The following is a 25,242-nucleotide window of genomic DNA, read 5'->3' as shown; positions in this document are numbered from 1 at the left end:
AATTATAATCTACTGGCTTTGACCTAGATGATAATATTGATTAATCTTAACTAATATTGACGGCAGATAAATCTGCTCGTGTCGCGTTTGGGCCCCGCAATGAATTGACGGGGCTACCACGCTCCCGTAATTTTTAGGTGTAGGGAAAATAGAATAATTTTTGGTTTATATTAAAAGGTTATCTAATTTTCCCTACTGGTAGCAGAAACCAGAAGTAGGGGCACGGCGTAGAATAATTTTTGGTTTATATTAAAAGGTTATCTAATGCCGTGCCCCTACGATGCCGTGCCCCTAGAAAACCCTTACTCAGCTATAAGCCTCCATCGGTAAGCAAGAACAGACGAAATTGCGATCGCCAAAGGCACTGTCAATTCGTCCCACCGCAGGCCAAAATTTATACTCCCTCGTCCAAGGTGCGGGATACGCAGCTTGTTCTCGAGTATAGGGATGTTGCCATTCCCCGGCAATTAAACTTTCTGCGGTATGGGGTGCATTTTTAAGCACATTATCCCCCGCATCGGCTGCGCCATTTTCAATCGCGGCGATTTCTTTACGAATCCCAATCATCGCCTCGCAGAAGCGGTCTAATTCTTCTTTGGATTCGCTTTCCGTCGGTTCTACCATCATCGTACCCGCGACGGGCCAAGAAATAGTAGGGGCGTGGAAACCGTAGTCCATCAGGCGCTTAGCCACATCCTCGACTTCGATGCTGGCGGATTTTTTCAGCGATCGCAAATCCAGAATGCACTCATGCGCCACTAAATTCGACTCGCCTTTATATAAAACCGGGTAGTAAGGTTCTAACCGACGGGCGATATAATTCGCATTCAGAATTGCCACCTTAGTTGCATCGGTCAACCCCGCGCTTCCCATCATGGCAATATACATCCAAGAAATTACCAGAATGCTAGCACTCCCCCAAGGCGCAGCCGAAACCGCACCCATTGACTTCTCCTTCTCAAAGCCCCCCCTTAGCAAGGGGGGGATCCCCCCCGTGCCCCCCCTTGGCAAGGGGGGGTTGGGGGGGATCGGATGACCGGGTAAAAACGGCACTAAATGGGAAGCAACGCCAATCGGTCCCATACCGGGTCCACCGCCGCCGTGGGGGATGCAGAAAGTTTTGTGCAAGTTCAAGTGACAAACATCAGCGCCAATATCTCCCGGACGACACAACCCGACTTGGGCATTCATATTAGCCCCATCCATATAAACTTGTCCGCCATTGGCGTGAACGATGTCGCAAATTTGTTTAATTTGTGACTCGAAAACCCCGTGGGTGGAAGGATAGGTAACCATCAACGCCGCGAGTTCTGATTTATGTTTTTCCGCTTTATCTTTGAGGTCGTTGAGGTCAATATTACCTTGGTCATCGCAAGCAACGGGAACGACTTTCATGCCGCACATAACAGCGCTGGCGGGGTTGGTGCCATGTGCCGAGGTCGGAATTAAACAGACATTGCGATCGCTTTCTCCCCGACTCTCGTGATATTCCCGAATTACCAGCAACCCGGCATACTCACCTTGAGAACCCGCATTTGGTTGCAAAGAAATCCCTGCAAACCCGGTAATTTCTGCTAACCATGTTTCCAATTGATCGAATAAAACTTGATAACCCCGCGCTTGGGATAGCGGTGCAAATGGATGAATCTTACCAAATTCAGGCCAAGTCACCGGCATCATTTCCGCTGTAGCATTCAGCTTCATCGTACAAGAACCCAACGGAATCATTGAGGTCGTTAGCGATAAATCTTTTGCCTGCAAGCGATGCATGTAGCGCAAAAGTTCCGTTTCCGAATGATAGCGGTTAAAGATAGGATGGGTGAGGTATTCCGTAGTCCTGGCGAGGGATTTGGCATTTCCAACCCCCCCCTTCGCAAGGGGGGGCAGGGGGGGATCCGATGAAGGAACCGCAGAGTTACCGGAGAAGATTTCCAATAAGTCTTGCAAGTCTTTCATTGTCGTCGTTTCATCCAGGGAAATCCCGACTGTTGTGTTATCAAAAACGCGGATATTAATTTGACGCGCTTCCCCAGCTGCTAATATTTCTTCTAAGCTGCGATCGCCCAATTCTACCCGCAAGGTATCGAAGAAATATTCCGAACCGATTTTATATCCTAACCCCTTTAATCCTGCTGCCAAAGTTGCCGTCTGATTATGGATATTTTCGGCTATTTTTTTCAGTCCCGCAGCGCCGTGATAAACCGCATACATACTGGCAATCACTGCCAGCAAAACTTGCGCGGTACAGATATTACTCGTCGCTTTTTCGCGGCGGATATGTTGTTCGCGGGTTTGCAGTGCTAAACGCAATGCGGTTTTACCTTGTGCATCTTTAGATACGCCGACAATTCGTCCCGGAACTTGTCGTTTATACTCTTCTTTAGTGGCAAAATAAGCTGCATGTGGCCCACCATATCCCAGAGGAACGCCAAAGCGTTGCGTACTACCGACGGCAATATCTGCGCCAAATTCTCCCGGCGGTTTTAGCAAGCACAAACTTAACGGATCTGCCGCTACCGTTACCAATGCACCAGCATTATGCGCTTGTTCGATAAAAGCTTGGTAGTCGTAAATTGTGCCATCGCTGGCGGGATATTGCAGAATTGCGCCAAAAATAGGTTTGTCGAAGCTAAAAGATTGATGGTCGCCCACAATAATCTCAATGCCTAGCGGTTTGGCGCGAGTTTGCAATACATCGATGGTTTGGGGATGACAATCTTGGGAGACGAAATAACCGTGAGCTTTATTTTTGCAGATGCCATAACTCATCGCCATCGCTTCGGCGGCGGCGGTTGCTTCATCGAGTAAAGAAGCGTTGGCAATTTCCAACCCGGTCAGGTCTATTATCATCGTCTGGAAGTTTAACAGCGCTTCCAGACGTCCTTGGGCAATTTCTGGCTGATAGGGAGTGTAAGCAGTATACCAACCTGGATTTTCCAGAATATTGCGTTGGATAACCGGCGGGGTAATGCAGTCGTAATACCCCATGCCGATAAACGAACGGTAGACTTGATTTTTCGAGGCAATTTCTTTTAATTGAGCTAAAGCGGCGTATTCGCTTTGTGCGGGTGGCAGTTGCAGCGGATTCCTCAACCGGATCGACTCTGGTACCGCCGCGTCAATTAAAGCATCCAGGGTATCAAACCCCAATAGTTCCAGCATTTGCTGAATTTTATCCGCTGTCGGCGCAATGTGCCGCCCGACAAAAGAATGAGACACTAGACCTGTTTCTCCTTGTTGCTGATGAGTGGTAGAACCTGGCACAGATTGCCTCCAGAATTGATCGCTTATTAAGTTTTAACAATTATTTTCCAATCTGGAACGAGGAGAGATCAGGACAGGGGGACAAGGGGACAGGGGGACGCGGGGAAATCTGCCATCAACCTCGACCTGTTGCCGCGTGTCCGTCGCCGCGTCTTCTTCCCCAGGGGCAAAATTCTCTGCGTCCGGTGTATCGCCTATTTTCCAATCTAGAACGAGGAGAGATCAGGACAGGGGGACAAGCGGACAGGGGGACGCGGGGAAATCTGCCATCAACCTCGACCTGTTGCCGCGTGTCCGTCGCCGCGTCTTCTTCCCCAGGGGCAAAATTCTCCGCGTCCCCCTGTCGCCGCGTCGCCGCGTCCTATTCCCCTTCCACCAAAGCGCGATACTCGGCAGCAGATAGCGCATCGTCGAGTTCTCCAGCGTCGTCGATGCGAACTTTGAGCAACCAACCTTCGCCGTAGGGGTCTTCCCCTATTTGTTCGGGAGATTCGATCATCGCTTCGTTGCGTTCGACTACCGTCCCGGAGATGCCAGAATTCAGGTCTTCTACCGCTTTCACCGATTCGATGGTACCGAAGCTTTCTCCCTTGGAAAGCGCCGCGCCGATTTCTGGTAATTCCAGAAATACGATATCGCCTAGCTGATCGACGGCAAAGGCGGTAATGCCAACGGTGGCAATGTCACCATCCAAGCGCACGAATTCGTGGGTGTCTAGGTATTTTAGGTCATCGGGATATTCAAAAGGCATTTTGAAAAGCTCCTCAAACAGCCTTGCTCAGTTTACAACACCCGATATAGCGATCGCGTCTAATTAATACAGTTATATCGATCCCATCCCCATGGACAAAAAAACCCTTAACCGACTACTCTGGGGAGAGTTTTCCCTCAAGCGTATGATACGTTCTGCCATCTTCATCTACGGTTGTTTCTGCATCTGGGCGTACTTTTTCACCGAGAGGATGATTTTCCTACCCCAACCCTCCACTTATGAGGATACGCAAGACATTCTCAAGCTGACAACCGCAAATGGCGTCAAGATCTCGGGAATTTACTTGCCCAATCCCAATGCCAAGTATACTATCCTCTATTCCCACGGCAATGCGGAAGACTTAGGCTATGGTCTGCCTATATTGAAAGAATTGCGGGATATCGGATTTAGCGTTTTTGCCTACGACTACCAAGGTTACGGAACCAGTCAGGGTACGCCCAGCGAACGCAATGCCTATAAAGATATCGACGCTGCGTACAATTATCTCACCCAGCAATTGAAGATTCCCCCCAATCGGATTATCGCCTACGGACATTCGGTAGGTGGCGGTCCATCGGTAGATTTGGCTGCCCGTAAACCCATTGCTGGTCTAATTGTAGAAAACACCTTTATCACCGCGTTTCGCGTCGTGACGCACATTCCCATCGTACCTTTCGATAAATTCGCCAATATCGACAAAATCAAAAATGTGCGCTGTCCGGTTTTGGTCATGCACGCAACTGCTGACGAAGTTATTCCTTTCTATCACGGTCAAAAATTGTTTGATGCGGCGAACGAACCCAAGCGCTTTTTGTGGATTGAAGGTGCGGGTCACAATAATTTTAGATTGGTTGCCGGGGAAAGGTATGTCACAGCTTTGCGCCAGTTTGTTGAATTAGTCAATAGTCATAGCGCATCCGGTTAATTTGGCTAATAGCTAATCGCTAATAGCTACAGGACTTACGCACGACGAGGTCAGAACCCGGGTTTCTTGCTGCGATCTCTAATTCCAAAGCAACGATTTTTCATACAAACCCAGTTTCTTTGCGTCAGTTACGATGCGAGGGCAATTAGCTATTAGCAGTTAGCATCTGACGGATATTGATAGTAATCTAGCGGACATGATATCAGTAGTTATCTGCTGGACGAAGCTGTACTTTTACGTGAAACCAAAATGTTCGTTGGTCCAAAAGGAAGCCACTTCTTAAATGGATATCGTTTTACCTCTTTATAACCATCTAGAGGGCTAAATGAAATCATATAATCATCTCGATCCACCCACCACCAACTTTTTTCACGCTTCCCCTTATACTTGGGGCTGTATAAATACCAGCCGTTAAATTCATAACCACCGTCGATATGGTTAGGCGATATCTTAGATTCTTGCATTAAATTATCCAAGGCTTGCCAGCGAACTCGGTTCCATGATAAGTAGTCATGCGTCGCTCCTATAGTGAACCAAGCCGAGAATAACATGATTATCATAACAAGAGAAATCAAGCGGTTATCAAACTTTTCATCCTGCGTAACCTTTCTTGTAAAAACTACAACCATCATCATCAAAAACGGCAATAAAAAAATCAGATATCGGTCGAAAAACCCTCCTATTCCTAGTGGGGCAAAATAGATGCATATTTCAGAAATTATCAATACTTTTAACCATTTTTCCTCGCCTTGATACCTGGAATCATTCCATAAGATTTCCCTGAAAGCAAAAATTAAATATAGAATCAGTAAAACAGCACCAACTATGCTTATAGATGTTACGATTAGCCAAAATATTTTCAGAGCCTGCGGCACAGGTAAATTGTTTAGGATATAGCCATCACGCAGTGTTAAAGGACCCAGGCCAAACTCAGAGAGAATATTTCTTGTTATCGGTATTTGAAAGCCTTTTGATATTACTGCTACTCCGACTATTATAAAAATAATCAATAAAGCAAAAATAGTTATTCCCCTTTCTTTCTGAGAAAAGCTTTGAAATTTGAGCGGGAATATTACTATCGTAAACAGTAACATAAATAGCCCTAGATATACTAGAGCCAGCATTGTATTTCTCAGAAAAAATTCAATCAAATAAAGCCAATTAAAACCGGAAAAACTATTTAAAATATCCTGAATTTGCTTACCGTGTAAGTCTGGTATATTTTGTCTTGTTGATCGCAACCATCCTTGATAAGATAGCTGTATTAATACACCTAAGATTGTCGGGCTAAAACCTTTAATAAAACTTTTTAACCAGGCTTGGTTTTTGATGACGTAAGCGCAACCGAATCCTAAAAAGATGGCGAATCCTAACTGACGAATTAACAAGGCTATACAAGCAAATAAGATGCCAATTATAATTTCAATATTTGAGTCTCGTTTAAGTCCACGTATCAAAAAATAGACAGATAAACTTCCAACTGCAAAAAAGGGAACATCAGTCATAAAAGTATTGGCAAGTCCAAAATATATTGGATTAAATGCCACTATTAAAGCCCCATATAAAGCAAATTTTTGGTGTAAATTTACTTCTCTAAGAAGCCCATAATTCGCGATCGCACCTACTAATCCTAATGTTAAAGTTGAAAAGCGAAGTGCCGTAAATGAAAAACCAACTGGCAGGCAAAATAATGCTCCCCAAAAAATCTGAGCCAATAGGTTTGGCGCAGTCCAAGTTGAAATTTCTAACTGACCTTTTTCGATTAGATATTTTACAGAAAATCCATAAGCCCAGTCATCATTTAAACCAAAATTACCGAGAGGATTTACCAGGATTACCATCACAATCCAAATAGCAGTTATTATCAAAATATTGATAATGTCAGAGTTAAATAATAGCTTTGGTTTCATAACTTAAAACCTCGATTACATTGGCAATTGCCACTACTCAAAAAACTTAGCTAAGCCTAAGACATTGAAACAAAAAAAGCGTCATATCATGTCCGCTTGAATACCCATAGTTAGGACTGACACCCAGACGCTAAAGAGGCACCGGACGCGGAGAGTTTTAATTAAAGGCTATTTGTCGGAAATCATATCAATGACACCACGATCGACAGAGCCGGTTATCTATATTTCAAAGATTTGTAGCGACTGGTTTTACAGATAATTCCCGCTCCCAACAGTAGGGGAGGTTTGAAAGAAATATTTCATAGATGCACAGATTGATTGGTAAAACCAGTTCCTACACGCACCCGCGAAGCCCGTATACAATACTGATGCACCCAGACACTATTAAGGATGTAAATTTATATAAGGAAGTATTTTACCATATCTTTGTCAATTTTTGTCAAGTGGTAAATTTTAGTGAACTTACACTTGCTGAATCGTTTATCCTCTATGTGTTATAGCTGTTCAACACATCTGTCGGTGGCTGTGGGTAGTTAGATATCGAGGATAACCATAGCAGTGGAACTATTGTCTGTTTGCTCTAAAGCGAAGCGGTGTAAAGTGAAAGCTTGGACATAGACTCGTTGGTGATGTGGCGAGGCTCAAGGTATGGCAGGGGAATGGTGATATTGGTATGACGAGCAACGATTTCTAGAATGCCGGTTTTTGGGAAAAATTCTGGCTCGATCTACTTGACAAATCAACTAATTTCACGGATGATATTTTTATAATGGGAATCCGTGCGCCCATATAAGCCCTGGATAAATTCCGATTTTAACCGAGAATGGAATAGTCACCCGATTTTTGGGTAGTTAGATATCGAGGATAACCATAGCCATCCAACCATTGTCTGTTTCCTCTAAAGCGAAACGGTGTAACGTGACTGCTTTGACATCGACTCTTTGGTGATGTTTTTCTGGGTTGAGAGTTTCGCCCCTAGTAACGGCGTTGAGGTGAAAAAGGGTATCCTTTTGTGCGATGGTGACTTGTTGCGGACGGAGTAAAAGCAACTCGCTGTCTTTGTAGTAGATGAATTCTTGCAGAAAGTTGAATAGCAGCATGTCTAGCGCGTCGTTTTCCAGAGAGAAGGTGCGAGTTTGGTAGGGTGCGATCGCATCCAGGTTCTCGATCATAGTATTAACGGTAGCATCCCCAGCGGCGATGAAAAGAGCTTCCAGGTCGGTTCCCGTAGCACAGAAGGCGATGTCGGCGATCGCAATATCTTCTAAAAACTCGTATGGCATAGTATTATTGCTCGCATAATTTTAAACGATGGATGATTTCTGCTTGCTTTACCCTCAACTGCTTACCGATAAACACTAACTCGGTTGCATCTTGGTCAAAAGGTTCTAGTTCCCAGCGCCCCGCGACAAAATTAAACAGATAAATCTGGTCGTCAAATCGGATAAACCCTTTAGCGCGATAAACATCGGTTGCCAGACTTGCCACAAAATCATCGAAGCACTCGCGATTGAAATTGGCGCGGGAAGTATAGCTAAAAGATTCAAATTCTGGTTGGTGGACGTGGTGCGGGGGAGGTTGGGTGCGATCGCGTCCAATGCCGAACAGCAAATCAGCGTCTACTTTACAGCGGATGGTGGGTAAAATAGTGGCAATTTCGTTGATACTCCGCAACTTTGCTTCTATTTGTTCTAACTCAGATTCCGACACCAAATCTGCTTTATTTAAAAGGATAGTATCTGCGGCTGCGATTTGGATGCGGGTAGTATGTCCGATACTGGGATATTTGATCGTCAAATCCGCATCCATCACCGTTACAACGCCATCGAGTCGCACGGTTGGCAAGCTTTCTTGAATATCGAAAACCAGCGCATCCGGTTCCGCCACGCCGGTTGTTTCGACAATGATGTAATCCGGAGCGACGTTATCTATAATTTCATTGACAGCAGCTTCAAATTCTCCCAGCAGGGAACAGCAAACACAACCCCCACCCAAATCTGCCATCTCGACATTTTTCCCTTGAATAATTTTACTGTCGATGGCGATTTCGCCAAATTCATTCATCAAAATGGCGATCTTTTTGGGAAAAATATCGAGAACGTGGCGCAGGAGGGTGGTTTTTCCACTCCCCAAGGGTCCCGTAATTACCGTTAGCGGCGTGCGAACTTGCATCATGAGATTTCAGATTTCAGATTTCAGATTGCAGATTTTGGATGAGTCTTCTCACAAACCTTTAAAAATCTCTCTTCTCTTCTTCTCTTCTCTGTGTCCTCTGTGTCTGGAGTGGTTCGTTTCTCCTCTTATCCTTTAATATTACCAATCGGACTAAGGCGCACCACCTTCTTACTAATCCCAGCTAACTCAGCAGCTTCAATCACATCGTCGATATTTTTATAAGCACCTCCTGCTTCTTCAGCAAGTCCAGACCACGAAGTACTGCGAATATAAATACCTCGGTTTTCTAGATCTTTTTGCAGCTTTTCTCCCCGCCAAGTTTTGCGCGCTTTAGTCCGACTCATACTGCGTCCGCTACCGTGTGCGGTACTAAAGAAACTTTGCTCGCCGCTGCTAACTCCAACTAATAAATACGATCCGGTTTCCATGCTACCGCCGATGATAACGGGTTGACCAACGGTTTGATATTTTTGGGGGACATCTGCCATATGCGGACCAAAGGCGCGGGTTGCACCTTTACGATGGACTAAGAGATGGCGTTCAATTCCATCTACCATGTGTCGTTCGAGTTTCGCCGTATTGTGCGCTACATCGTATACGACACGCATTCCGAGGTCTTCTGCATCGGTGCCAAATATCTGGGAAAATACTTCGCGGATGCGGTGTAAGATTACTTGGCGATTGGCAAAGGACATGTTTAAACCGCACTTCATCGCCGTAAAATAAGCTTGTCCTTCGGGGGAGTGAAACGGCGCGCAGGCGAGTTCCCGGTCTAAAATTTTAATGCCGTACTTGCTTTCCATTACTTTGAGGAAAACTTGCAGGTAGTCGGTGGCGACTTGGTGTCCAAATCCGCGACTACCGCAGTGGAACATGACGACTACTTGATCTGGTTGGGTAATGCCAAAAGTTGCAGCTAATTCGGGGGCGAAGATGTCCTGTTTTCTGGCGACTTGTATTTCCAGATAGTGATTTCCCGATCCTAAAGTGCCTATTTGATTAAATCCTCGATCGATGGCTTTTTCGCTAATTTTTGCGGAGTCTGCACCCTGAATGCATCCGTTTTCTTCGGTGAGGTCTAAATCTTCTTGCCACCCATAACCGTTGCGGATGCACCACTGGGAACCTTGTTCGACCACTTGGCGAAATTCTTGCCGGGAAATTTTGACAAAACCAGTGCTTCCGACTCCGGCGGGTACTCTTTCGTAGAGTCTATCTACAAGTTGTTTGATATAAGGTTTAACGTCTTTATATGTGAGGTTTGTGACGACAAGACGCATTCCGCAGTTGATATCAAAACCGATACCGCCGGGAGAAATGACGCCGCCTGCTTCTACATCCATCGCCGCAACGCCACCGATGGGAAATCCATAACCAAAGTGTCCATCTGGCATACACAAGGCGTATTTTGTGATGCCTGGAAGCGTGGCGACGTTGGTGATTTGATCGTAGACGCCGTCGTCCATCTCGCGCATTAATTTTTCGGTGGCATAAATGCGTGCGGGGACTCGCATTCCTTCTTTGTAGGAAACGGGTATTTCCCAGACGGTGTCGGATATTTGTTGGATAATTTGTTCTATATTTGCCATGAGAAGCTCTCCAGGCTCTACTGTTTGCTATTTTAGGGAGGATTGTTTGATTGATTGTCTCTCTAAAGTTGGATAGTTTCTCGCTTCCTACCCGGAGAATATCTTTTTAACGAACCACTCCAGACGCAGAGGACGCAGAGGGAAGAGGTAGGTAGAGTTTGTGGGTACTTCACCCTTCTACTATTTGCCAGAAGCGATCGCTTTCTACCAAGGCATCGAAATCTGGGTCGTTTTTGGCTTGTTCTCTATATTTTGGATCGAGAGCGATCGCTCGTTCTAAGTTTTCTAATGCTTGTTTTGACCGCTCTTGTAAGGCATAGCAAAGGGCTTTGTTGTAATATGCATTAGCATATTTTGGTTCTATTTTCAAGGCGCGATCCAAAGTTTCGATTGCTTCTAGATCGCGTTCTAGTTTAATCAGCATTTCGCCTTTGTAGTTCCAAGCTTTATGGGAGTCGGGGTTGAGTGAGATAGCGCGTTCAAAGGATGCGATCGCATCTTCATACCGCTTTAATACGCCTAAAGCCAAGCCGCGATTAATCCAGGCTACTGCATCGTCTGGTTTCAGTTCAACCGCTTTGTCAAAGGATTTGAAAGCTTCCTCAGATTGTTCCAGGGTTCCTAATATTACACCGCGATTGACCCAAGCTTCGCGATCGCCCGGATTTATTTCCAATGCTTTATCGAAGGATGCGATCGCTTCTTCATAGCGTTTCAATTTTCCTAGAGTCATTCCCCGTTGGAACCAAGCTTTATCGTTTTCTGGTTGAAGTTCTACGAGTTGGTTAAAGGTGGAATATGCTACTTCATAACGTTTTAATTCTTTGAGGACTAAACCGCGATGATACAAGGTATCGGGGTCATCGGGTTTGAATTGCAGGGTTTTATCGAAGGATGCGATCGCTTCGTTATATTGCTTTAATTCCCAGAAGGCGAGGCCGCGATTATACCATACTTTGGCGTTATCTGGTTTGAGGTCGATGGCTTGTTCGTAGTTGGCGATCGCTTCTTCATAACGCTGTTGCGCTAATAATTCATCGCCTTTATTTACATAGTCATCTGGAATCAAAAATAACTGAGGATGATTCGCTTTGAGGCGTTCCATTTCTGCACTCAAAGCTATGACTTTTGGCATGACTTCGGGGATGACTGCTTCAGCGATAGAGATTGGCGATTTATCTGCTAATTCTTGCAATATTTGTTCTTTTTGCGCTTTAATTCCCTCGAATAATTCAGCCAACCTGGTCGAATAGGTTGTTTCAAAGCTTTCCAGATTATGTTGGGTTTTATCCTTTTGGGTTTCAATATCTGTCTGGAATTGGGACAAGAAAGCTGTGATGTCGCTTTCGAGTCTTTCCAGATTTTGTAATGCTTTATCTTTCCGCTTTTGGATCTCTGTCTTAACTAGGTTAAATTGACCTGCTACTTCGGTTGCCAATTGTTCTAAACTTTGCAACGTTTGCTTTTTCTTGTCTCGAATATCGGTTCGCGATCCTTCTACTTCATTGGCAAACTGGGATTCTATATTTTTCAAGCTGGCGATTATCCCATCCATTTGCCCTTGTATTTGGGCATGAGATGCTGAAATTTGACTGGTTTTCTCCCCTGCCATTTCTTCCATCTTTTGCAAAGCTTGCTCGTTTAACTGTTGAGCTTTTTTGGCTGCTTCTGAATGAATTAAATTCATTTGCGGCACAAAATCTTTCTCCAGCTTGCTCAGATTTTCCAAAAGTAAATCGCGGTGCTTTCTTCCTTCTGCCTGAAGTTGTGCTACTTGGTTGCCAAACTCGGTTTCGGCTTGTTTTAAGCTGTGCAATACAGATTCTTTTTCTCCTTCTACTTCCGACTGCATTCCCGCTAGCTGGGGTGCAAATTCGGCACTTAATTTTTCTAGGTTTTGTCCGATTAACCCGCGTTGCTTTTGCAATCCGGTTTGGAGTTCGGCTAGTTGGTTAGCAAACTCGGTTCCCAATCTCTGTAAATTCTGTAAAACTGCTTGCTTTTGCTGTTGGACATCGGTTTGCATTCCTTCTAGTTGCGGTGCAAAGTCGGCGCTGACTTTCTCTAAATCTTGAACGATTAAATCTTTTTGTTTATGTAAATTGGCTTGGATTTGGGCCATGCGAGTAGCAAACTCGGCTTCGGATTTTTCTAAATGTTGCAATACTGCTGCTTTCTGTCCTTCAACGGTTGCTTCAATTACCTGTAACTGGGGGGAGAATTCGGCGATCAATTTTGTTAAATTATCCAGCAGCAGCACTTTTTGCTGTTCTGCATCGGACTTGAGATCTACCAGTTGATGCCTCAAGTCTGTTTCTAAGTTTCTAATCCTGGCGTGGGCGGATTGGATTTGCGTTTCTAATTCTGCGATCGCTTGTGTTTTAGACTGGGATAATTCCGCGACCAATTTAGATGTATTTTCCCGTTTATCTCCGAGTTCCTGTTTAAAATTTTTGGCTTCGTCGTGGAGATCGTCTTCCAGATTTTGGGCTGATTCGAGCAATCGAAGCACTTCTTGATTTGCTTGCGCCAGCTTGGTTTCTAAATCTTTGACTTCTTTGAGGTGATTTCTGACAATTTCTGCGACTTGGTGAATCACCGCTTTCCGCAATAGGAATAAAGCTGCGATCGCACCCGCCAACAGCAGCGCTAAAATAGCCAGCATGACGTTAAACAGCGTCGTCGTCTGTGCCACCCTAGCATCGACTTGCTGTTGCACGCGCTGTTGTTGGCGCAAACGCTCCAATTCTTGCCGTTCCTGCTTGGAAATTCCAGGGGAAGTCTGAGCTAGAGTAGTTTGTTCGCTGACAAAACCAACAGACAATAGCAAGGTGGAAAGGACAACGTTGCGTTGGGATAGTATTAAGGCGAAAAGATTGAGATTCTGGCGCTGCATTTTAATCCCCCAAATTAACTGTTGTTCCACTACTTGCTAACCTGCTAATCGCTCAAGATATTACCACGGCTGCATTTTCAGATGCTAGCACGTTGTATGGAGCGTTGTGCTTTGATGCCAACCCGGAATTATTTGGCGAAAACCGTTAGCAGAACCGAACCTAACAGGTGATGGTGACCCAAACAGTTTAATCCTACCTGTTTTCCTAAGCGATCGCGCGCCGCCGGACTGTAAAACCGAACCCCACCCGGAGAAACGGGGATATACGCCGACTCGGACTCAGACTGCCTGCCGGTGGTGATATCGACCAAATAAAACCGACCGTTGGGACGCAACACGCGACTGACTTGCTGAAAAACTTGCTCAGGCGAGTCGTAGTGCAGAAAACTCAGCGTGTTGAAGACAGCATCAAACTGATTTTCTGCAAAAGGCAGCGCCGTTGCATTCCCTTCTATAAAGATGATACGGGGTCGGTGACGGTTGCGTTGACGCGCTTGCCGAATCATTTCCGCAGAAAAATCCAATCCCGTCGCTTGTAAAGTCGGTTCCTGACTTGCCAAACGGTCAAGCAGGCGTCCGGTCCCGCATCCAATATCGAGGACTTGCGCTTCCCTGGGTAACTCAACGTATTCGAGTAACCGCTGGTGAATTGCCTGATAAAATACCGATGGGAATAAGGTATCGTAAGCAGGTGCCCACCGATCGAATAGTTGCTGTTTGTTATTAGGTATCCGATGAATCATATCATGTCCCTGAGCAAAGGTTGTGTAACTGCTAATAGCTAATCGCTAATGGCGGTTCTGGAGGCAATTGACAATTAGCAATGAGCAATGAGCAATGAGCAATGAGCAATTAGCCATCCATACACTACCGATACTACCGAACATGATATCATTGATGTTTGTTGCCTTGGCGAATCGGGATTTCAATCCACAACTCGGTTCCCCGACCGGGTTCGGAAGAAAACAGCAAATTTCCCCCATGTTTTTCTACTACAATTTGGTAGCTGATGGCTAGCCCTAAACCCGTGCCTTGACCGACTGGTTTAGTCGTAAAGAAGGGGTCAAAGATGTGTTTCTTTACCGATTCTGTCATGCCTTTTCCGTTATCGGCAATCCGGAGCGTAATGCAATTATCTCCTGTAACTGCGGTGCTAATGCTAATTGTTGGTAAATCGCCTATTACCGATAACCCATTCCCCTGTTCCAGTGCATCAATTGCATTGCTCAAAATATTCATAACAACTGAATCAGTGGTGCGGCATAACATTCTACCCAAGGTAAATTGCCGTATTCTTTAATCACCACGATTTCACGCTTTCCCGTTTGAGGACGCAGGCGATGTTGCAATAGTACCAGGGTATTATCGCTCCCTTCGTGAATGTCAACAGCTTTCATTTCCGCTTGTTCTAAGCGAGAGAAGTTGCGTAAGGATAGGACAATTTTACGGATGTGGTCTGCCCCGCTTTGCATTGAGGATAGTAGTTTGGGGAGGTCTTCTAAAATAAAGTTGACGTCGATTGCTTCGCCTTCCTCTTGAATTTCCGGCGCTGGATGGGGATAGTGTTGGGTATAAAGCTGCAATAAGCTGAGCAATTGTTGAGTATATTGTTTGGCGTAGACGAGGTTTCCGTAAATAAAACTGGTGGGTTTGTTAATTTCGTGGGCGACGCCAGCAACGAGTTGACCCAAACTCGACATTTTTTCGCTTTGAATTAATTGCGCTTGGGTTTTTTGTAGCTGGGTTAAAGTTTGAGCGAGGCAAAAAGCTTGTTCGTTGGCGATTTTAACTTGTGCTTCAGATTGCGCCAGCAGGCGCGATTGATTGATTGCGATCGCTAGCTGATCCGTCACCGCACGCAGCAGTTCAATTTCCCTTTCTCTCCAATTCCAAGGCGAAGTCCTCACGCAAGTTAAATAACCCCGTTCGCAATTTTTTAGCAATACCGGCAAGGCGACGTAACTGCCTATTTCTCCCACAGTTTTTGTAATTCTGGGTTCGGTAAAAACATCATCTTTAAATTTCGCATTTTCTCAGACTTCCCACCAATTTTTCCAAATTTTTGACATCGAAATATCCCAAATGGGAAGGCATTTCTTGTCGCCGATGTTCCCAGACGACTTCTAGCATTTCCTCCTCTACTCGATACCAACTAAACATCACCCGATCTAAGCATAGCAACTGTGCTACTTCATCCACGGTGGTTTGTAAAATTGTTTCCAGGTCTAGGGAAGCGCGAATCCTAGCTGTAATGCGATTTAACAGTGCTTCTTGGGCGGCGCGTTCTTTAGTTTTATCGAATAATTGCAATTGCCATCCCGCAGCGTTCGTTGCCCCAAATAAAAGCGTTCCCACCACCGAAGCTAATAGATTCAGCGCTGTTAGTTCCTGTTCCAAATTTGCTTTCGGAATCGCCAATCCTACAGACCAATTAGTAAACTTGAGCGGGGCGTAGGCGACATAAACCCATTCTCCCTCAAGTTGCACCAGTTTAACTTCCCGCTGACGGTTCACCATCGATTTGGCAATTTTAGCCAGGCTGGGATTTGCCTCGTTTAAAAAACTCTTAGGCTCTTGAATATATAACCGATTTGGATAGGTAATTGGCACGCCTTGACTATCGAGGGCAAATGCATAACTTCCCCGTCCAATCCCCAGGCGAGATCTCGCTTCTGTGATGCGGTCAATTGGCACAATTCCTGCTAATACACCGATGGGTTTAGCTTCGGTTTTAGATGGTTTAGATGGAAGATTTAACCGCATTAAAAGCGGATTTGTCGATAAATTTTGAGCGATTGAAGGACTCGAGCGTATCGGCACTGCAATGCTAACTTGCCTGACTCCGGTAAAGCGGGAAATTAACAGATCGGAGACGTTTGCTTTGCCTGCGATCGCTTGTTTAAAGTAGGCGCGATCGCTCAAACTTTTCCCCCTGACAAATCCCGTCTTAGTTGTATAATAATACCCAGCGCGATTTGCCATCAATAACATGTGATAATCCGGCTGCTCTATTTCTTCTTTTAAGAAAGGTTCTGCCTTCCACCATTTCATCGACCTACCGCTTGAATTATTAGCTAAACTTTCAACATAATATATCATAAACGCCAACCATTCATCAATTTCATGGCTCGTTATTTTAACTTCAATTAAAGCTTTTTCTTCTAAGTTTTTTATAATTAAGCTGCGAAGGATCCAATAACTGGTGAATGCCTTTCCCCCCACAATCAAAATTAAGCTGCCTATTACCAGGGAGGAAATCAATTTTTGCGGCAGTCTTCCCGGCTTATATTTACGTTGCCAAACCTGAGATATGCTGGTTTTACCCAATTGCCGGGTGGATGACGAGCAAAGTTCAAAAAACATTTCTCCTCTCCTTATTTTTCGCCCTACCAGAGTTATATTTTTCTATTTCCTAGCTGCACCCAAATCAAGCAATAAGGTTTCTAAATTCTCTTGTCAGCCTTAATTTCTCAATCTATCATTATTAAATCGTAATTTTTAGCCTCTCAAAACAAACGCTTTAGAAAAAGTAATTTATCGAAAATTCTATTCTTAAATGGTTTACATAGGTTAATTCGTATCGCCTTATACTGAAATAAGAAACCCGGTTTCGCAAAGAAACCGGGTTTCTAGAGGACAAAAAGGAAAGATATTAGCGACTGCGCTTATAAAAAGGCTTCTTAACCACAACTCCCGGATAAACCTTACCGCGAATTTCCACTTCTATTGGCTGTTTCACCGTTGCTAACTCAGTCGAAACGTAAGCAAGTGCAACGGGATAACCCAAAGTCGGAGAAAGAGTTCCGCTAGTCACTTCTCCCACAATTTCCCCTTGATACAAGACGGGATAGCTGTGACGGGCGATATTGCGTCCTTGCATTCGCAATCCTACTAACCGCCGCTTTACTCCAGCAGCTTTCTGTTTTTCCAAAACAGATCGACCAATAAATTCTCCTTTAGTATCGAGGTGAACCAGCCAATTTAACCCAGCTTCTAGGGGCGTAGTTGTATCATCAATATCTTGTCCGTAAAGTGCCATTGCTGCTTCCAAGCGCAGGGTATCTCTAGCACCCAAACCGCAGGGAATCACCCCAGCTTGATGCAGACTGCGCCACAATTCAATCCCCACTTCTGGGTCTACCATGATCTCAAATCCATCTTCGCCGGTATAGCCAGTGCGGGCAATAAAAGCGGGTTGATTTAACACGGTCGCTTCTAAATGACCAAATGGCTTCACCGATGTCAAATCTTCTTTAACCAGGGGTTGAACATAGCTAACAGCTTTTGGCCCTTGAACTGCTATTAAAACTTTTGACGATGAAATGTTTTGAAAATCGATTTTAGCGGGTTCTAAGTGCGACAAAAGCCAGCGTTTATCTTTCTCAGTCGTAGCCGCATTAACAATAATAAACCCCCACTGTTCGCCCGTTCCAGTCTCGCCCTGGTAATAAAAAATAATATCGTCAATAATTCCAGCATTGGGATTTAACAACACCGTATACTGAGCTTGACCTGGTTGCAGGCGGCTCAAATCTGAGGGAACTAAGCGCTGGAGTTGTGCGATTAAATTTTTTCCCCGCACAACAAATTTTCCCATGTGGGAGATATCGAACATGCCAGCAGATGTTCGCACAGCCTGATGTTCTGCGCCAATGCCACTGTATTGCACGGGCATTTCCCATCCCGCAAAAGGAGTGAGGCGCGCTTTGAGTTCTACAGCTAGATCGAATAAAGGAGTGCGAGATAAAAGTAATAGGTTTTCCGGTTGTTCGCTCATTGTTAGGACAAAAGTGACAGAGATGATAAATATAACTTACAGGACTTACGCAAAGAAACCGGGTTTCTCTGAAAAAAGAGAGCGCAGCCAGAAACCCGGTTTCTAGGTTCATTAAAGACTAACAATGAGTCTTCTGTGCGGTCAATAAATTATTTTGTTGCAGCCATCTGGTTGGCAATTTCATCGGTTTTGGCAGCCATAACGAAATCATTTTGGTGCAGTCCGCCGATCTCGTGAGTCCACCAACTAACGGTTACTTTACCCCATTCGGTGAGCAAAGCTGGGTGGTGACCTTCTTTTTCTGCTTCGTCGCCGACGCGGTTGGTAAATGCTAAAGCTGAAACAAAGTTGGGAAACTTGTAAAGGCGCACGAGGCGTGATATCCCTTCTACCTCAACTACGTCCCAGTTTGGAACTTGGGGTGTGAGTTCTGCTATTTGCTCAGAGTTGAGACGGGGTACACCGCCAGAGCAAGGTACGCATTTTTGTTGTGTCAGCTGTTCCATAGTCTCGATACCTTCGTTTTGGAAGTCCAGCCAAAGCCTGTCTGCAAAGGTACTTTACCACAAGATGCGTTCTCGTTTCTACAACTGTCCTGAGATCCGAAACAACTCCAATTCTGCACCATAATACCGTTGCGTGCGACCCATCGGCATCATTCCCAACCGTTGCGTCACCCGAATCGATGGGTAATTTTCTGGTTTGACCACCGCATAAATTACTGGTAGCTTGAGAACCTTAAATCCATACTCAAGCGCCCATCTTCCTGCTTCAGTAGCGTACCCCTTACCCCAAGAAGCTTTCCTAAAATGCCAACCCACCTCGTAATCTTGTGTCAAATTACCTTGATTGTCGGGCAATTGTTTGAGTATAATCGCCCCTACAATTTGTCCTGTTTCTTTTTCAACTACTGCCCAAGAACCCGTGCCATTATTGAGTATTGCATATTTTTCTATTGTTGTTTCCATTGCTGCCTTTTGTGCCTCGACACTCGCTGGAACTCTGCTGTTAATAAACCGCATCACATCCGGATCCCCGTAGATTTTAAAAGCCTGTTCTGCATCTGTTTCAGGATTCCAGTCGCGAATTATCAGGCGAGTCGTTTCAAACAAGGCGTTCATCAGCAAACTTCTATTCCAGGAAAAAGTTAGACAAACCAGCTTTCTCTAACAATACCTTCGCCAAATCCGACACCCTTAAGCGTGCGGCTATACAAACTTTGGCTGCCAAAGCAGCCTGTAAGGATTTGAGCCTGCTTTGGCAGGCTTTGTTTGTGTAGCCACATGCTTTAGCATGTGGGCGTTTCAGAAAATTGGCTCAGGTATTATTAGATCACCCCGGTTTCTTTATTTTAACAGTTTATCACCCGCCATATTGCTCCGCTTGCATTCCCCAAAGCAACGCATATTCACCACCTTGCCCCAGCAGTTCTTCATGGTTTCCTTGCTCAATTAAATGTCCCTCCTTGAGGACTAAAATGCGGTCAGCCATGCGAACCGATGCCAGACGATGGGTAATCAGCAGCGTCGTTTTTCCTTGAGTCAGCGAAGCGAAACGACGGTAAATTTCGTACTCGCTGCGGGGGTCTAATGCTGCGGTTGGTTCATCTAATATTAAAATCTGGGCATTGTGCCGCATAAAAGCCCTCGCCAATGCTAGTTTTTGCCACTGTCCCCCCGATAGTTCGGTGCCGTCAAATTGCTTTCCTAATAAAGTTTTATAGCCTTGCGGTAACTCTTCGCACAGTTTATCTAAACCCGCTTGTTGACTGGCTTTTTTGATTTGTTCTAAATCTGCCAAAGCTGGAAGGTTTCCCAAAGCAATGTTTTCCCCCAAGCTGAAACTATAGCGACCAAAATCTTGAAACGCGACGGCTATTTGTCTTCGCCAAGCAATTACATCTAAATCTCTTAAATCTGTGCCATCGAGCCAAATATTCCCCGCTGTCGGGTCATAAAGTCGCGTCAAAAGCTTGACAATTGTCGTTTTTCCTGAGCCATTTTCCCCCACTAAAGCCACAGTTTCCCCCGGACGCAGGGGAAAGGAAATATTGGCTAATGCCTCCCTACCATCAAGATAGCAAAAGCTGACGTTATCAAACTGAATTCCCAATTGAATTTGTGCGGGGACGGGTTGGGGATTTAAACTTAAAATCAGCGAGGGTTTGGTTGCCAAAAAGTCTAACAGTCGCCCCATATTTAGCAAGACTTCGTAAAGGTTGACCGTTACGGCGATCAGGATGAAAAGTCCCCGTTGAATGTATGCAAGTGACTGGACGAATAAAAGGACATTTCCGGGACTGAGGTTGCCGCTAAAAGCTTGCTGCACGATCCAGTAGAATGCGAACGCATTCCCCCCCGCACTCAACAAGGCTAAACTCGTAGACCATCGCGCTTCTTTGCTGCGAAACCGCCGCATTTCCCCATGCAACTCATCAAACGCACCTTTGTAACGGTCGATTAAAAAATTACCCAATCCAAACAACCGCACCTCTTTAGCATAAGTATCCGTCAGCATCACCGAAGCACAATACTCCATCCGTCGCGCTTGGGGACTCTTCCCCGCTGCCAGTTCCCAGGATTTTTCCCGCAATCGCAGGGAAACATAACTTTGAGGTAAGGTTGCTATTAAAATTAGCAACGGCACCCACCAACCTAAAGGAAACAACAAACCGAACATCGCCAGGGTGGTAAACAATTCCCTTCCCCCAGCACTTAGCACTTGCAGCAAATAAGATGGTTGGTAAGCTGCTGCTTGTTTTATTAGTTGTAATTGGTCGTAAAAACGCGAATCTTCAAACCGAGTCAAGTCTAAAAAACTGTCCGCTTTCCGCATTAGTAACAGGTTAATATGCGCGGTGAGTTTCTCATTTAAATTACCCTGCGCTAAACTATCCCAAGGGTTCAAGAGCGATTCAACTAACAGCGCTGCAATCCAAGCCGCAATTAACATTCCCGCTGTGGTACTATCGACTTGCCGCCCTTGCGTCAGCGCTGCGGTTACCGTATCTACAACTTGCTTGGTAATCCAAACCCCCGCCGCCGGAATTGCCCCCTGTAACAGAAAGCTGATAGTAACATAAAATGTCTCTTTGGCTGCCGCTGTCCACAATACCGCCACGGAACGACAGAATACGCCCGCGTAATTGGTTATCCTTGCGATCGCTTCCCTTAGTTTGCGATTCACAACCAACTCCTTGCCATTAACTGCCTTCGTCATACAAATATATTACAAAAGGCATTTACGTAATTTAACGATTATGGCGCCCGATTGCCAAAATTCACGATTTAGTGCCGTATATCTTAAGCTCTTAACATAGAGCCGTATATCCGACGATAATGACCAATATTTATCATATTACCCACATCGATAACTTACTTTCTATCTTGAATTCAGACGGGTTAATTGCAAACAGCAGGTTACGACAAGAGCGAATTGACTACCGTGATATTGCTCACGAGCGCATCCAGGATCGGCGAGCAAGAAAGCCCGTTCCCTGTAGTGCAATAGGAACATTGCACGATTACGTACCGTTCTATTTTGCCCCACACTCTCCCATGCTCTATGCCATTCACAAAGGCAATCTAGAGCGCTATTTCCAAGGACAAAATTTTGTAATTCACCTAGTTTCTAAAGCAGAAGATATTGAGGCTTCAGGCTTGGATTTTGCGTTTACCGATGGTCATGCAGTCATGGAGTATACCAGCTTTTACGATGACCTTGAAGCATTAGAGTACGAGATTGACTGGGAACTTATGGAATCAAAGTATTGGTTTGACACCGAAGATGACCCGAATCGTAAATGGCGAAGACAAGCCGAGTTCTTGGTACATCAATTCTGTCCCTGGACGCTGATAACAGAAATATGTGTGATTAATAATACAATTCAAACCCAAGTTCAACAAATATTACAAAACTTTAACCACCAGCCGCCCGTTATGGTTTACTCTCATTGGTACTACTAGAATCATTAAATAGTACAATAGTACTAAAAAGCAGTTAAAGGAAATGATTGAGTTCAAGCAAGGCAACCTGCTGGAAGAAAAAGCAGAAGCCCTAGTTAACACCGTTAATTGTGTCGGTGTCATGGGTAAGGGTATCGCCTTGCAATTCAAGCAAGCCTTTCCCGAAAACTTCCGTCAATATGAAAAAGCCTGTCGCGCTGGTGAAGTAAAACCAGGGCGTATGTTTACGGTTCAAACAGGTAATATTTTTTACCCAAGATACATTATTAACTTCCCTACCAAGCGCCATTGGAGAGGCAAGTCAAAAATTGAAGATATTAAAAGTGGACTGGTGGCGCTAGTTGCAGAAGTGCGGCAGTTGGGTATTAATTCAATAGCCATTCCACCTTTAGGTTGTGGAAATGGTGGCTTGAATTGGGCAGCGATCAAGCCCCTGATTGAATCAGCATTTACCGAACTGCCAGATGTGCAGGTAGTTATCTTTGAGCCTTCAGTAGCACCCGCAGCGGAAAAAATACGGGTTGCTACTCCTACACCTAATATGACCCGTGCCCGTGCCCTATTCATTAGCCTGCTGGAACTATACGGAATTCCGGGTTATCGATTGACCAAGTTAGAAATCCAGAAACTTGCTTATTTCTTGCAAATAGCTGGTGAACCTTTGAAGTTACGTTATGTCAAACATCAATACGGTCCTTATGCGGAAAACCTCTATCACGTATTGCAACGTCTCGAAGGGCATTACATTCGCGGTTATGGTGATGGAACGACAGGTAACGCCGAAATTTATGTATTACCCGCAGGTAGAGAAGCAGCACAAAGTTTTCTAGAAAAAGAACCCGATGCACAAAAGCGTTTAGAGCGAGTTAGCCGCCTGATCGATGGTTTTGAGACTCCCTACGGATTAGAACTTTTGGCAACCGTTCACTGGGTTGCTCAAGAAGAACCCAAGGCAGCAAAAGATAGCCAAGTTGCGATCGCACTCGTACATCAATCGAGCGATCGCAAGCGTCAAATCTTCACTGAACAACACATTCGCAAAGCTTGGCAGCGTCTTGATCAGGAAAACTGGATTAACTCATCAAAGTGAAATATGGCGATACATGGGTAACACAGGTGCGATCGCAATTCTTAGTGAGTCGCATCACAGTCGTCAACCGGAAAAGTGCGATAATGAAAGAGTGAGAGAAAAGGCGGAAGCAACATCATTCCCAAGGGGGATAACTTATGAACCGCAAACTTTTGGCGACTTTAACCCTGGTAACTCCGCTATTTTTTACAAGTGCGGTCAACGCTGCGAATCCGCAACACGTAGAGCAGCTGTTGTCAACCAGGGAATGTTTCCAGTGCGATCTGTCGGGTGCGGACCTCAGCGGCGCACATTTAATCGGTGCTGACTTGCGAGAAGCTAATCTGCAAGGCGCTAACCTGCGAGAAGCCAACCTCGAAGGCGCTGACTTAACAGGGGCAAACTTGACAGGCGCTAACTTAACGTCTGCTTTTTTAACCAACGTTGATTTTAAACAAGCCGATCTCGACAACGCCAATTTGACACGTGCCACGATTTATGACTCGAATGTCTACAGGGCATCCATGAACAACCTGAATATCACCGATGCTGATATCTTTAACACCGCGATTGGTATTGGTGGCGAAGATGGAGAAATCCCCGACTGGAACCAGCAGGTTCTTGAGTAATTCCCACCTCTCCTCCTTACTTATTTTGACCATCCCACTGTCTCAAACCCAGTGGGATTGTCTTCCCATCCCCGACTCTCCCATCAACCATCATGTCTGGCGCCTGCAACAATTAAATTTTCTTCAAATAAAATTTAGGGGGGGTTTGGGATTGATCTTCTGGTTTTTTTGTGTTATTATTCGATTGTTATAATGGGGATATTTGTCAAAATAAGATTTAGGGAAAGATTTGCATTATAAGATAAAGTATAAGGAAATTTTCTGCAAAAAGCAAGGGGTAACTGAAAAAAGCCCTGGATAGAGATGGGGAAGTAATCGGGTTTGCCAATCTGGGCATGATAAGCTGCTACGCACCTAATTTGAGAGTCAAATTTTGCCTTCTTCTTGTGGGGTGGGCATCTTGCCCGCCTCTTTATTGGATTTAAATGCGTAGCAGCTTAAAAGGCGGCGACGCAAGAGATACAGATTGGGAAACAATCCGAAACAAAACCTTGCCGAGATTGCTGGCAGACTATCAAAAGTATGAAGGTGATAAATATTGGGGAGGGATTGAAAAGTCGAGTAATATGATGTCCGGCTAATGACCCTGAATAAAAATCTCTGCCAAGTGATTGCTAACTATGGGTGATTAACCGGACATCATATAATGAGTTTATAGGTTGGTTTCAATTATGACCAGTATTAGACAGTCAATTTAACATCACTTCAGGGTTATTTGATAAATAAGATATAGAACTATAGTGGAAAGTTTATTGGAGAATGCCCTGATAGAGAGGGAAACTGCTTAACTAACAACCTCTCATTGCAGTCGAAGATCAAAATTGAAGAACAAATCCGCGATTAGGCAAAAAAATATGAAAAAAAAATACAGATAAACAAGTAGCAAAAAACCGTAAAGTACGGAGAGAAGATTAAAATTTGTAAAAAGGGGAAAAAAATGGCAAAAATTCGCATAAGCTAAGAATCGTGTTTTAAAGAAACCAGACCGAAAGATATTAGAGATTAAATGCCCGATGTAAAAACAATACCGGGAATAAAACAACTGTGGGAAAAAACCCAAGGCAACTCCCAAATATGCGTCGCGATTCTAGATGGGTTAGTTGACCAGAATCACCCTTGTTTTGCCAAAGCAAATCTCACCAGACTGCCCACATTAGTACCGGGAGACGCAACACCCCAAGGGGATATGTCCACCCACGGCACTCACGTTACCAGCATCATTTTTGGTCAACATAGTTCCTCAATACCAGGAATTGCACCCCGATGTCGCGGGTTAATTATTCCAGTCTTTA

21 protein-coding genes are annotated in these 25,242 nt (G+C 44.8%); 6 read left to right on the top strand and 15 right to left on the bottom strand.

The genetic code is table 11. The annotated features are described in order from the left end of the window. Window positions 1–306 precede the first annotated feature (306 nt). Together gcvP and gcvH are read right to left on the bottom strand one after the other, a co-directional pair. Window positions 307–3,264: an aminomethyl-transferring glycine dehydrogenase gene (gene gcvP, locus ACE1CM_RS19335; protein ID WP_374879433.1), complete on the bottom strand. Its 2,958-nt coding sequence runs from the start codon at window positions 3,262–3,264 to the stop codon at window positions 307–309. Between the two features lie 361 nt (window positions 3,265–3,625). Continuing rightward, window positions 3,626–4,015 carry a glycine cleavage system protein GcvH gene (gene gcvH / locus ACE1CM_RS19330; protein ID WP_374879431.1) on the bottom strand — a complete coding sequence of 130 codons (390 nt, stop codon included), beginning with the start codon at window positions 4,013–4,015 and terminating at the stop codon, window positions 3,626–3,628. 91 nt (window positions 4,016–4,106) lie between these two features. On the opposite strand from gcvH, the gene ACE1CM_RS19325 reads away from it, so the two are divergent. After that, window positions 4,107–4,940, top strand: a complete 834-nt coding sequence (locus tag ACE1CM_RS19325; RefSeq protein WP_374879429.1) for an alpha/beta hydrolase — start codon at window positions 4,107–4,109, stop codon at window positions 4,938–4,940. 209 nt (window positions 4,941–5,149) lie between these two features. Here ACE1CM_RS19325 and ACE1CM_RS19320 read toward each other — a convergent pair whose 3' ends face one another. The 13 genes from ACE1CM_RS19320 to ACE1CM_RS19260 form a co-directional block, all read right to left on the bottom strand. After that, entirely contained in the window at window positions 5,150–6,850 is a 1,701-nt protein-coding gene (locus ACE1CM_RS19320; RefSeq protein ID WP_374879427.1) for a glycosyltransferase family 39 protein, read from the bottom strand. An 851-nt stretch (window positions 6,851–7,701) separates the two neighbouring features. Beyond that, window positions 7,702–8,133 carry an archease gene (locus tag ACE1CM_RS19315; protein WP_374879426.1) on the bottom strand — a complete coding sequence of 144 codons (432 nt, stop codon included), beginning with the start codon at window positions 8,131–8,133 and terminating at the stop codon, window positions 7,702–7,704. A 4-nt stretch (window positions 8,134–8,137) separates the two neighbouring features. Continuing rightward, window positions 8,138–9,025, bottom strand: coding sequence for a CobW family GTP-binding protein (locus ACE1CM_RS19310; RefSeq protein ID WP_374879425.1), 888 nt, complete (start codon window positions 9,023–9,025; stop codon window positions 8,138–8,140). A gap of 125 nt (window positions 9,026–9,150) precedes the next feature. Then, window positions 9,151–10,614 carry an RtcB family protein gene (locus ACE1CM_RS19305; protein ID WP_374879423.1) on the bottom strand — a complete coding sequence of 488 codons (1,464 nt, stop codon included), beginning with the start codon at window positions 10,612–10,614 and terminating at the stop codon, window positions 9,151–9,153. 169 nt (window positions 10,615–10,783) lie between these two features. Further along, window positions 10,784–13,540 (bottom strand): tetratricopeptide repeat protein, encoded by a 2,757-nt coding sequence (locus tag ACE1CM_RS19300; protein WP_374879421.1) that lies wholly within the window; start codon window positions 13,538–13,540, stop codon window positions 10,784–10,786. 98 nt (window positions 13,541–13,638) lie between these two features. Next, on the bottom strand, window positions 13,639–14,253 hold the full coding sequence (locus ACE1CM_RS19295; protein ID WP_374879420.1) for a class I SAM-dependent methyltransferase: 615 nt from the start codon (window positions 14,251–14,253) through the stop codon (window positions 13,639–13,641). Window positions 14,254–14,401: 148 nt separating this feature from the next. Continuing rightward, on the bottom strand, window positions 14,402–14,749 hold the full coding sequence (locus ACE1CM_RS19290; RefSeq protein ID WP_374879418.1) for a sensor histidine kinase: 348 nt from the start codon (window positions 14,747–14,749) through the stop codon (window positions 14,402–14,404). Then, on the bottom strand, window positions 14,746–15,489 hold the full coding sequence (locus ACE1CM_RS19285; RefSeq protein ID WP_374879416.1) for a GAF domain-containing protein: 744 nt from the start codon (window positions 15,487–15,489) through the stop codon (window positions 14,746–14,748). The genes ACE1CM_RS19290 and ACE1CM_RS19285 overlap by 4 nt, the downstream gene beginning before the upstream one ends. Before the next feature lie 37 nt (window positions 15,490–15,526). Further along, window positions 15,527–16,873, bottom strand: coding sequence for a hypothetical protein (locus ACE1CM_RS19280; RefSeq protein ID WP_374879414.1), 1,347 nt, complete (start codon window positions 16,871–16,873; stop codon window positions 15,527–15,529). Window positions 16,874–17,162: 289 nt separating this feature from the next. Continuing rightward, window positions 17,163–18,287: a glycine cleavage system aminomethyltransferase GcvT gene (gene gcvT / locus ACE1CM_RS19275; protein ID WP_374879412.1), complete on the bottom strand. Its 1,125-nt coding sequence runs from the start codon at window positions 18,285–18,287 to the stop codon at window positions 17,163–17,165. Between the two features lie 149 nt (window positions 18,288–18,436). Then, window positions 18,437–18,793, bottom strand: a complete 357-nt coding sequence (locus ACE1CM_RS19270) for a 4a-hydroxytetrahydrobiopterin dehydratase (RefSeq protein WP_374879410.1) — start codon at window positions 18,791–18,793, stop codon at window positions 18,437–18,439. Between the two features lie 78 nt (window positions 18,794–18,871). After that, window positions 18,872–19,408, bottom strand: coding sequence for a GNAT family N-acetyltransferase (locus ACE1CM_RS19265; protein ID WP_374879409.1), 537 nt, complete (start codon window positions 19,406–19,408; stop codon window positions 18,872–18,874). A gap of 241 nt (window positions 19,409–19,649) precedes the next feature. Then, window positions 19,650–21,506, bottom strand: coding sequence for an ABC transporter ATP-binding protein (locus tag ACE1CM_RS19260; protein ID WP_374879407.1), 1,857 nt, complete (start codon window positions 21,504–21,506; stop codon window positions 19,650–19,652). Window positions 21,507–21,625: 119 nt separating this feature from the next. Between ACE1CM_RS19260 and ACE1CM_RS19255 the strand changes: the two genes are divergently transcribed. From ACE1CM_RS19255 to ACE1CM_RS19235, 5 genes are all read left to right on the top strand, one after another. Then, the gene (locus ACE1CM_RS19255; protein ID WP_374879405.1) at window positions 21,626–22,252 is read left to right on the top strand and encodes a DUF4433 domain-containing protein; all 627 of its coding nucleotides are present in this window, start codon (window positions 21,626–21,628) and stop codon (window positions 22,250–22,252) included. A 43-nt stretch (window positions 22,253–22,295) separates the two neighbouring features. Further along, window positions 22,296–23,342 carry a macro domain-containing protein gene (locus ACE1CM_RS19250; RefSeq protein WP_374879403.1) on the top strand — a complete coding sequence of 349 codons (1,047 nt, stop codon included), beginning with the start codon at window positions 22,296–22,298 and terminating at the stop codon, window positions 23,340–23,342. A gap of 137 nt (window positions 23,343–23,479) precedes the next feature. After that, a complete protein-coding gene (locus tag ACE1CM_RS19245; RefSeq protein ID WP_226585993.1) occupies window positions 23,480–23,950 on the top strand; it encodes a pentapeptide repeat-containing protein in 471 nt (156 codons plus the stop codon). A 425-nt stretch (window positions 23,951–24,375) separates the two neighbouring features. Next, window positions 24,376–24,531 carry a hypothetical protein gene (locus tag ACE1CM_RS19240; protein WP_374879400.1) on the top strand — a complete coding sequence of 52 codons (156 nt, stop codon included), beginning with the start codon at window positions 24,376–24,378 and terminating at the stop codon, window positions 24,529–24,531. A 425-nt stretch (window positions 24,532–24,956) separates the two neighbouring features. Then, on the top strand, window positions 24,957–25,242 hold a 286-nt coding region (locus tag ACE1CM_RS19235), incomplete at its 3' end, for a S8 family serine peptidase (protein ID WP_374879398.1).

Origin of the sequence: Microseira sp. BLCC-F43 (genome assembly GCF_041929235.1) — a bacterium.
Classification (GTDB): Bacteria; Cyanobacteriota; Cyanobacteriia; order Cyanobacteriales; family Aerosakkonemataceae; genus Microseira.
The sequence above is the reverse complement of the archived record's forward strand: the minus strand, read 5'-3'. Positions and strand labels throughout refer to the sequence as shown.

Excerpts from the sequence above, each read along its gene's own strand:
- ACE1CM_RS19240 (WP_374879400.1), top strand. The coding sequence starts at position 24,376 with ATGCGTAGCAGCTTAAAAGGCGGCGACGCAAGAGATACAGATTGGGAA.
- ACE1CM_RS19290 (WP_374879418.1), bottom strand. The coding sequence starts at position 14,749 with ATGAATATTTTGAGCAATGCAATTGATGCACTGGAACAGGGGAATGGG.
- ACE1CM_RS19315 (WP_374879426.1), bottom strand. The coding sequence starts at position 8,133 with ATGCCATACGAGTTTTTAGAAGATATTGCGATCGCCGACATCGCCTTC.
- ACE1CM_RS19325 (WP_374879429.1), top strand. The coding sequence starts at position 4,107 with ATGGACAAAAAAACCCTTAACCGACTACTCTGGGGAGAGTTTTCCCTC.
- ACE1CM_RS19305 (WP_374879423.1), bottom strand. The coding sequence starts at position 10,614 with ATGGCAAATATAGAACAAATTATCCAACAAATATCCGACACCGTCTGG.
- gcvT (WP_374879412.1), bottom strand. The coding sequence starts at position 18,287 with ATGAGCGAACAACCGGAAAACCTATTACTTTTATCTCGCACTCCTTTA.
- ACE1CM_RS19255 (WP_374879405.1), top strand. The coding sequence starts at position 21,626 with ATGACCAATATTTATCATATTACCCACATCGATAACTTACTTTCTATC.
- ACE1CM_RS19260 (WP_374879407.1), bottom strand. The coding sequence starts at position 21,506 with ATGACGAAGGCAGTTAATGGCAAGGAGTTGGTTGTGAATCGCAAACTA.
- ACE1CM_RS19320 (WP_374879427.1), bottom strand. The coding sequence starts at position 6,850 with ATGAAACCAAAGCTATTATTTAACTCTGACATTATCAATATTTTGATA.
- ACE1CM_RS19310 (WP_374879425.1), bottom strand. The coding sequence starts at position 9,025 with ATGATGCAAGTTCGCACGCCGCTAACGGTAATTACGGGACCCTTGGGG.
- ACE1CM_RS19250 (WP_374879403.1), top strand. The coding sequence starts at position 22,296 with ATGATTGAGTTCAAGCAAGGCAACCTGCTGGAAGAAAAAGCAGAAGCC.
- ACE1CM_RS19245 (WP_226585993.1), top strand. The coding sequence starts at position 23,480 with ATGAACCGCAAACTTTTGGCGACTTTAACCCTGGTAACTCCGCTATTT.
- ACE1CM_RS19265 (WP_374879409.1), bottom strand. The coding sequence starts at position 19,408 with ATGAACGCCTTGTTTGAAACGACTCGCCTGATAATTCGCGACTGGAAT.
- ACE1CM_RS19295 (WP_374879420.1), bottom strand. The coding sequence starts at position 14,253 with ATGATTCATCGGATACCTAATAACAAACAGCAACTATTCGATCGGTGG.
- ACE1CM_RS19270 (WP_374879410.1), bottom strand. The coding sequence starts at position 18,793 with ATGGAACAGCTGACACAACAAAAATGCGTACCTTGCTCTGGCGGTGTA.
- ACE1CM_RS19280 (WP_374879414.1), bottom strand. The coding sequence starts at position 16,873 with ATGTTTTTTGAACTTTGCTCGTCATCCACCCGGCAATTGGGTAAAACC.
- gcvH (WP_374879431.1), bottom strand. The coding sequence starts at position 4,015 with ATGCCTTTTGAATATCCCGATGACCTAAAATACCTAGACACCCACGAA.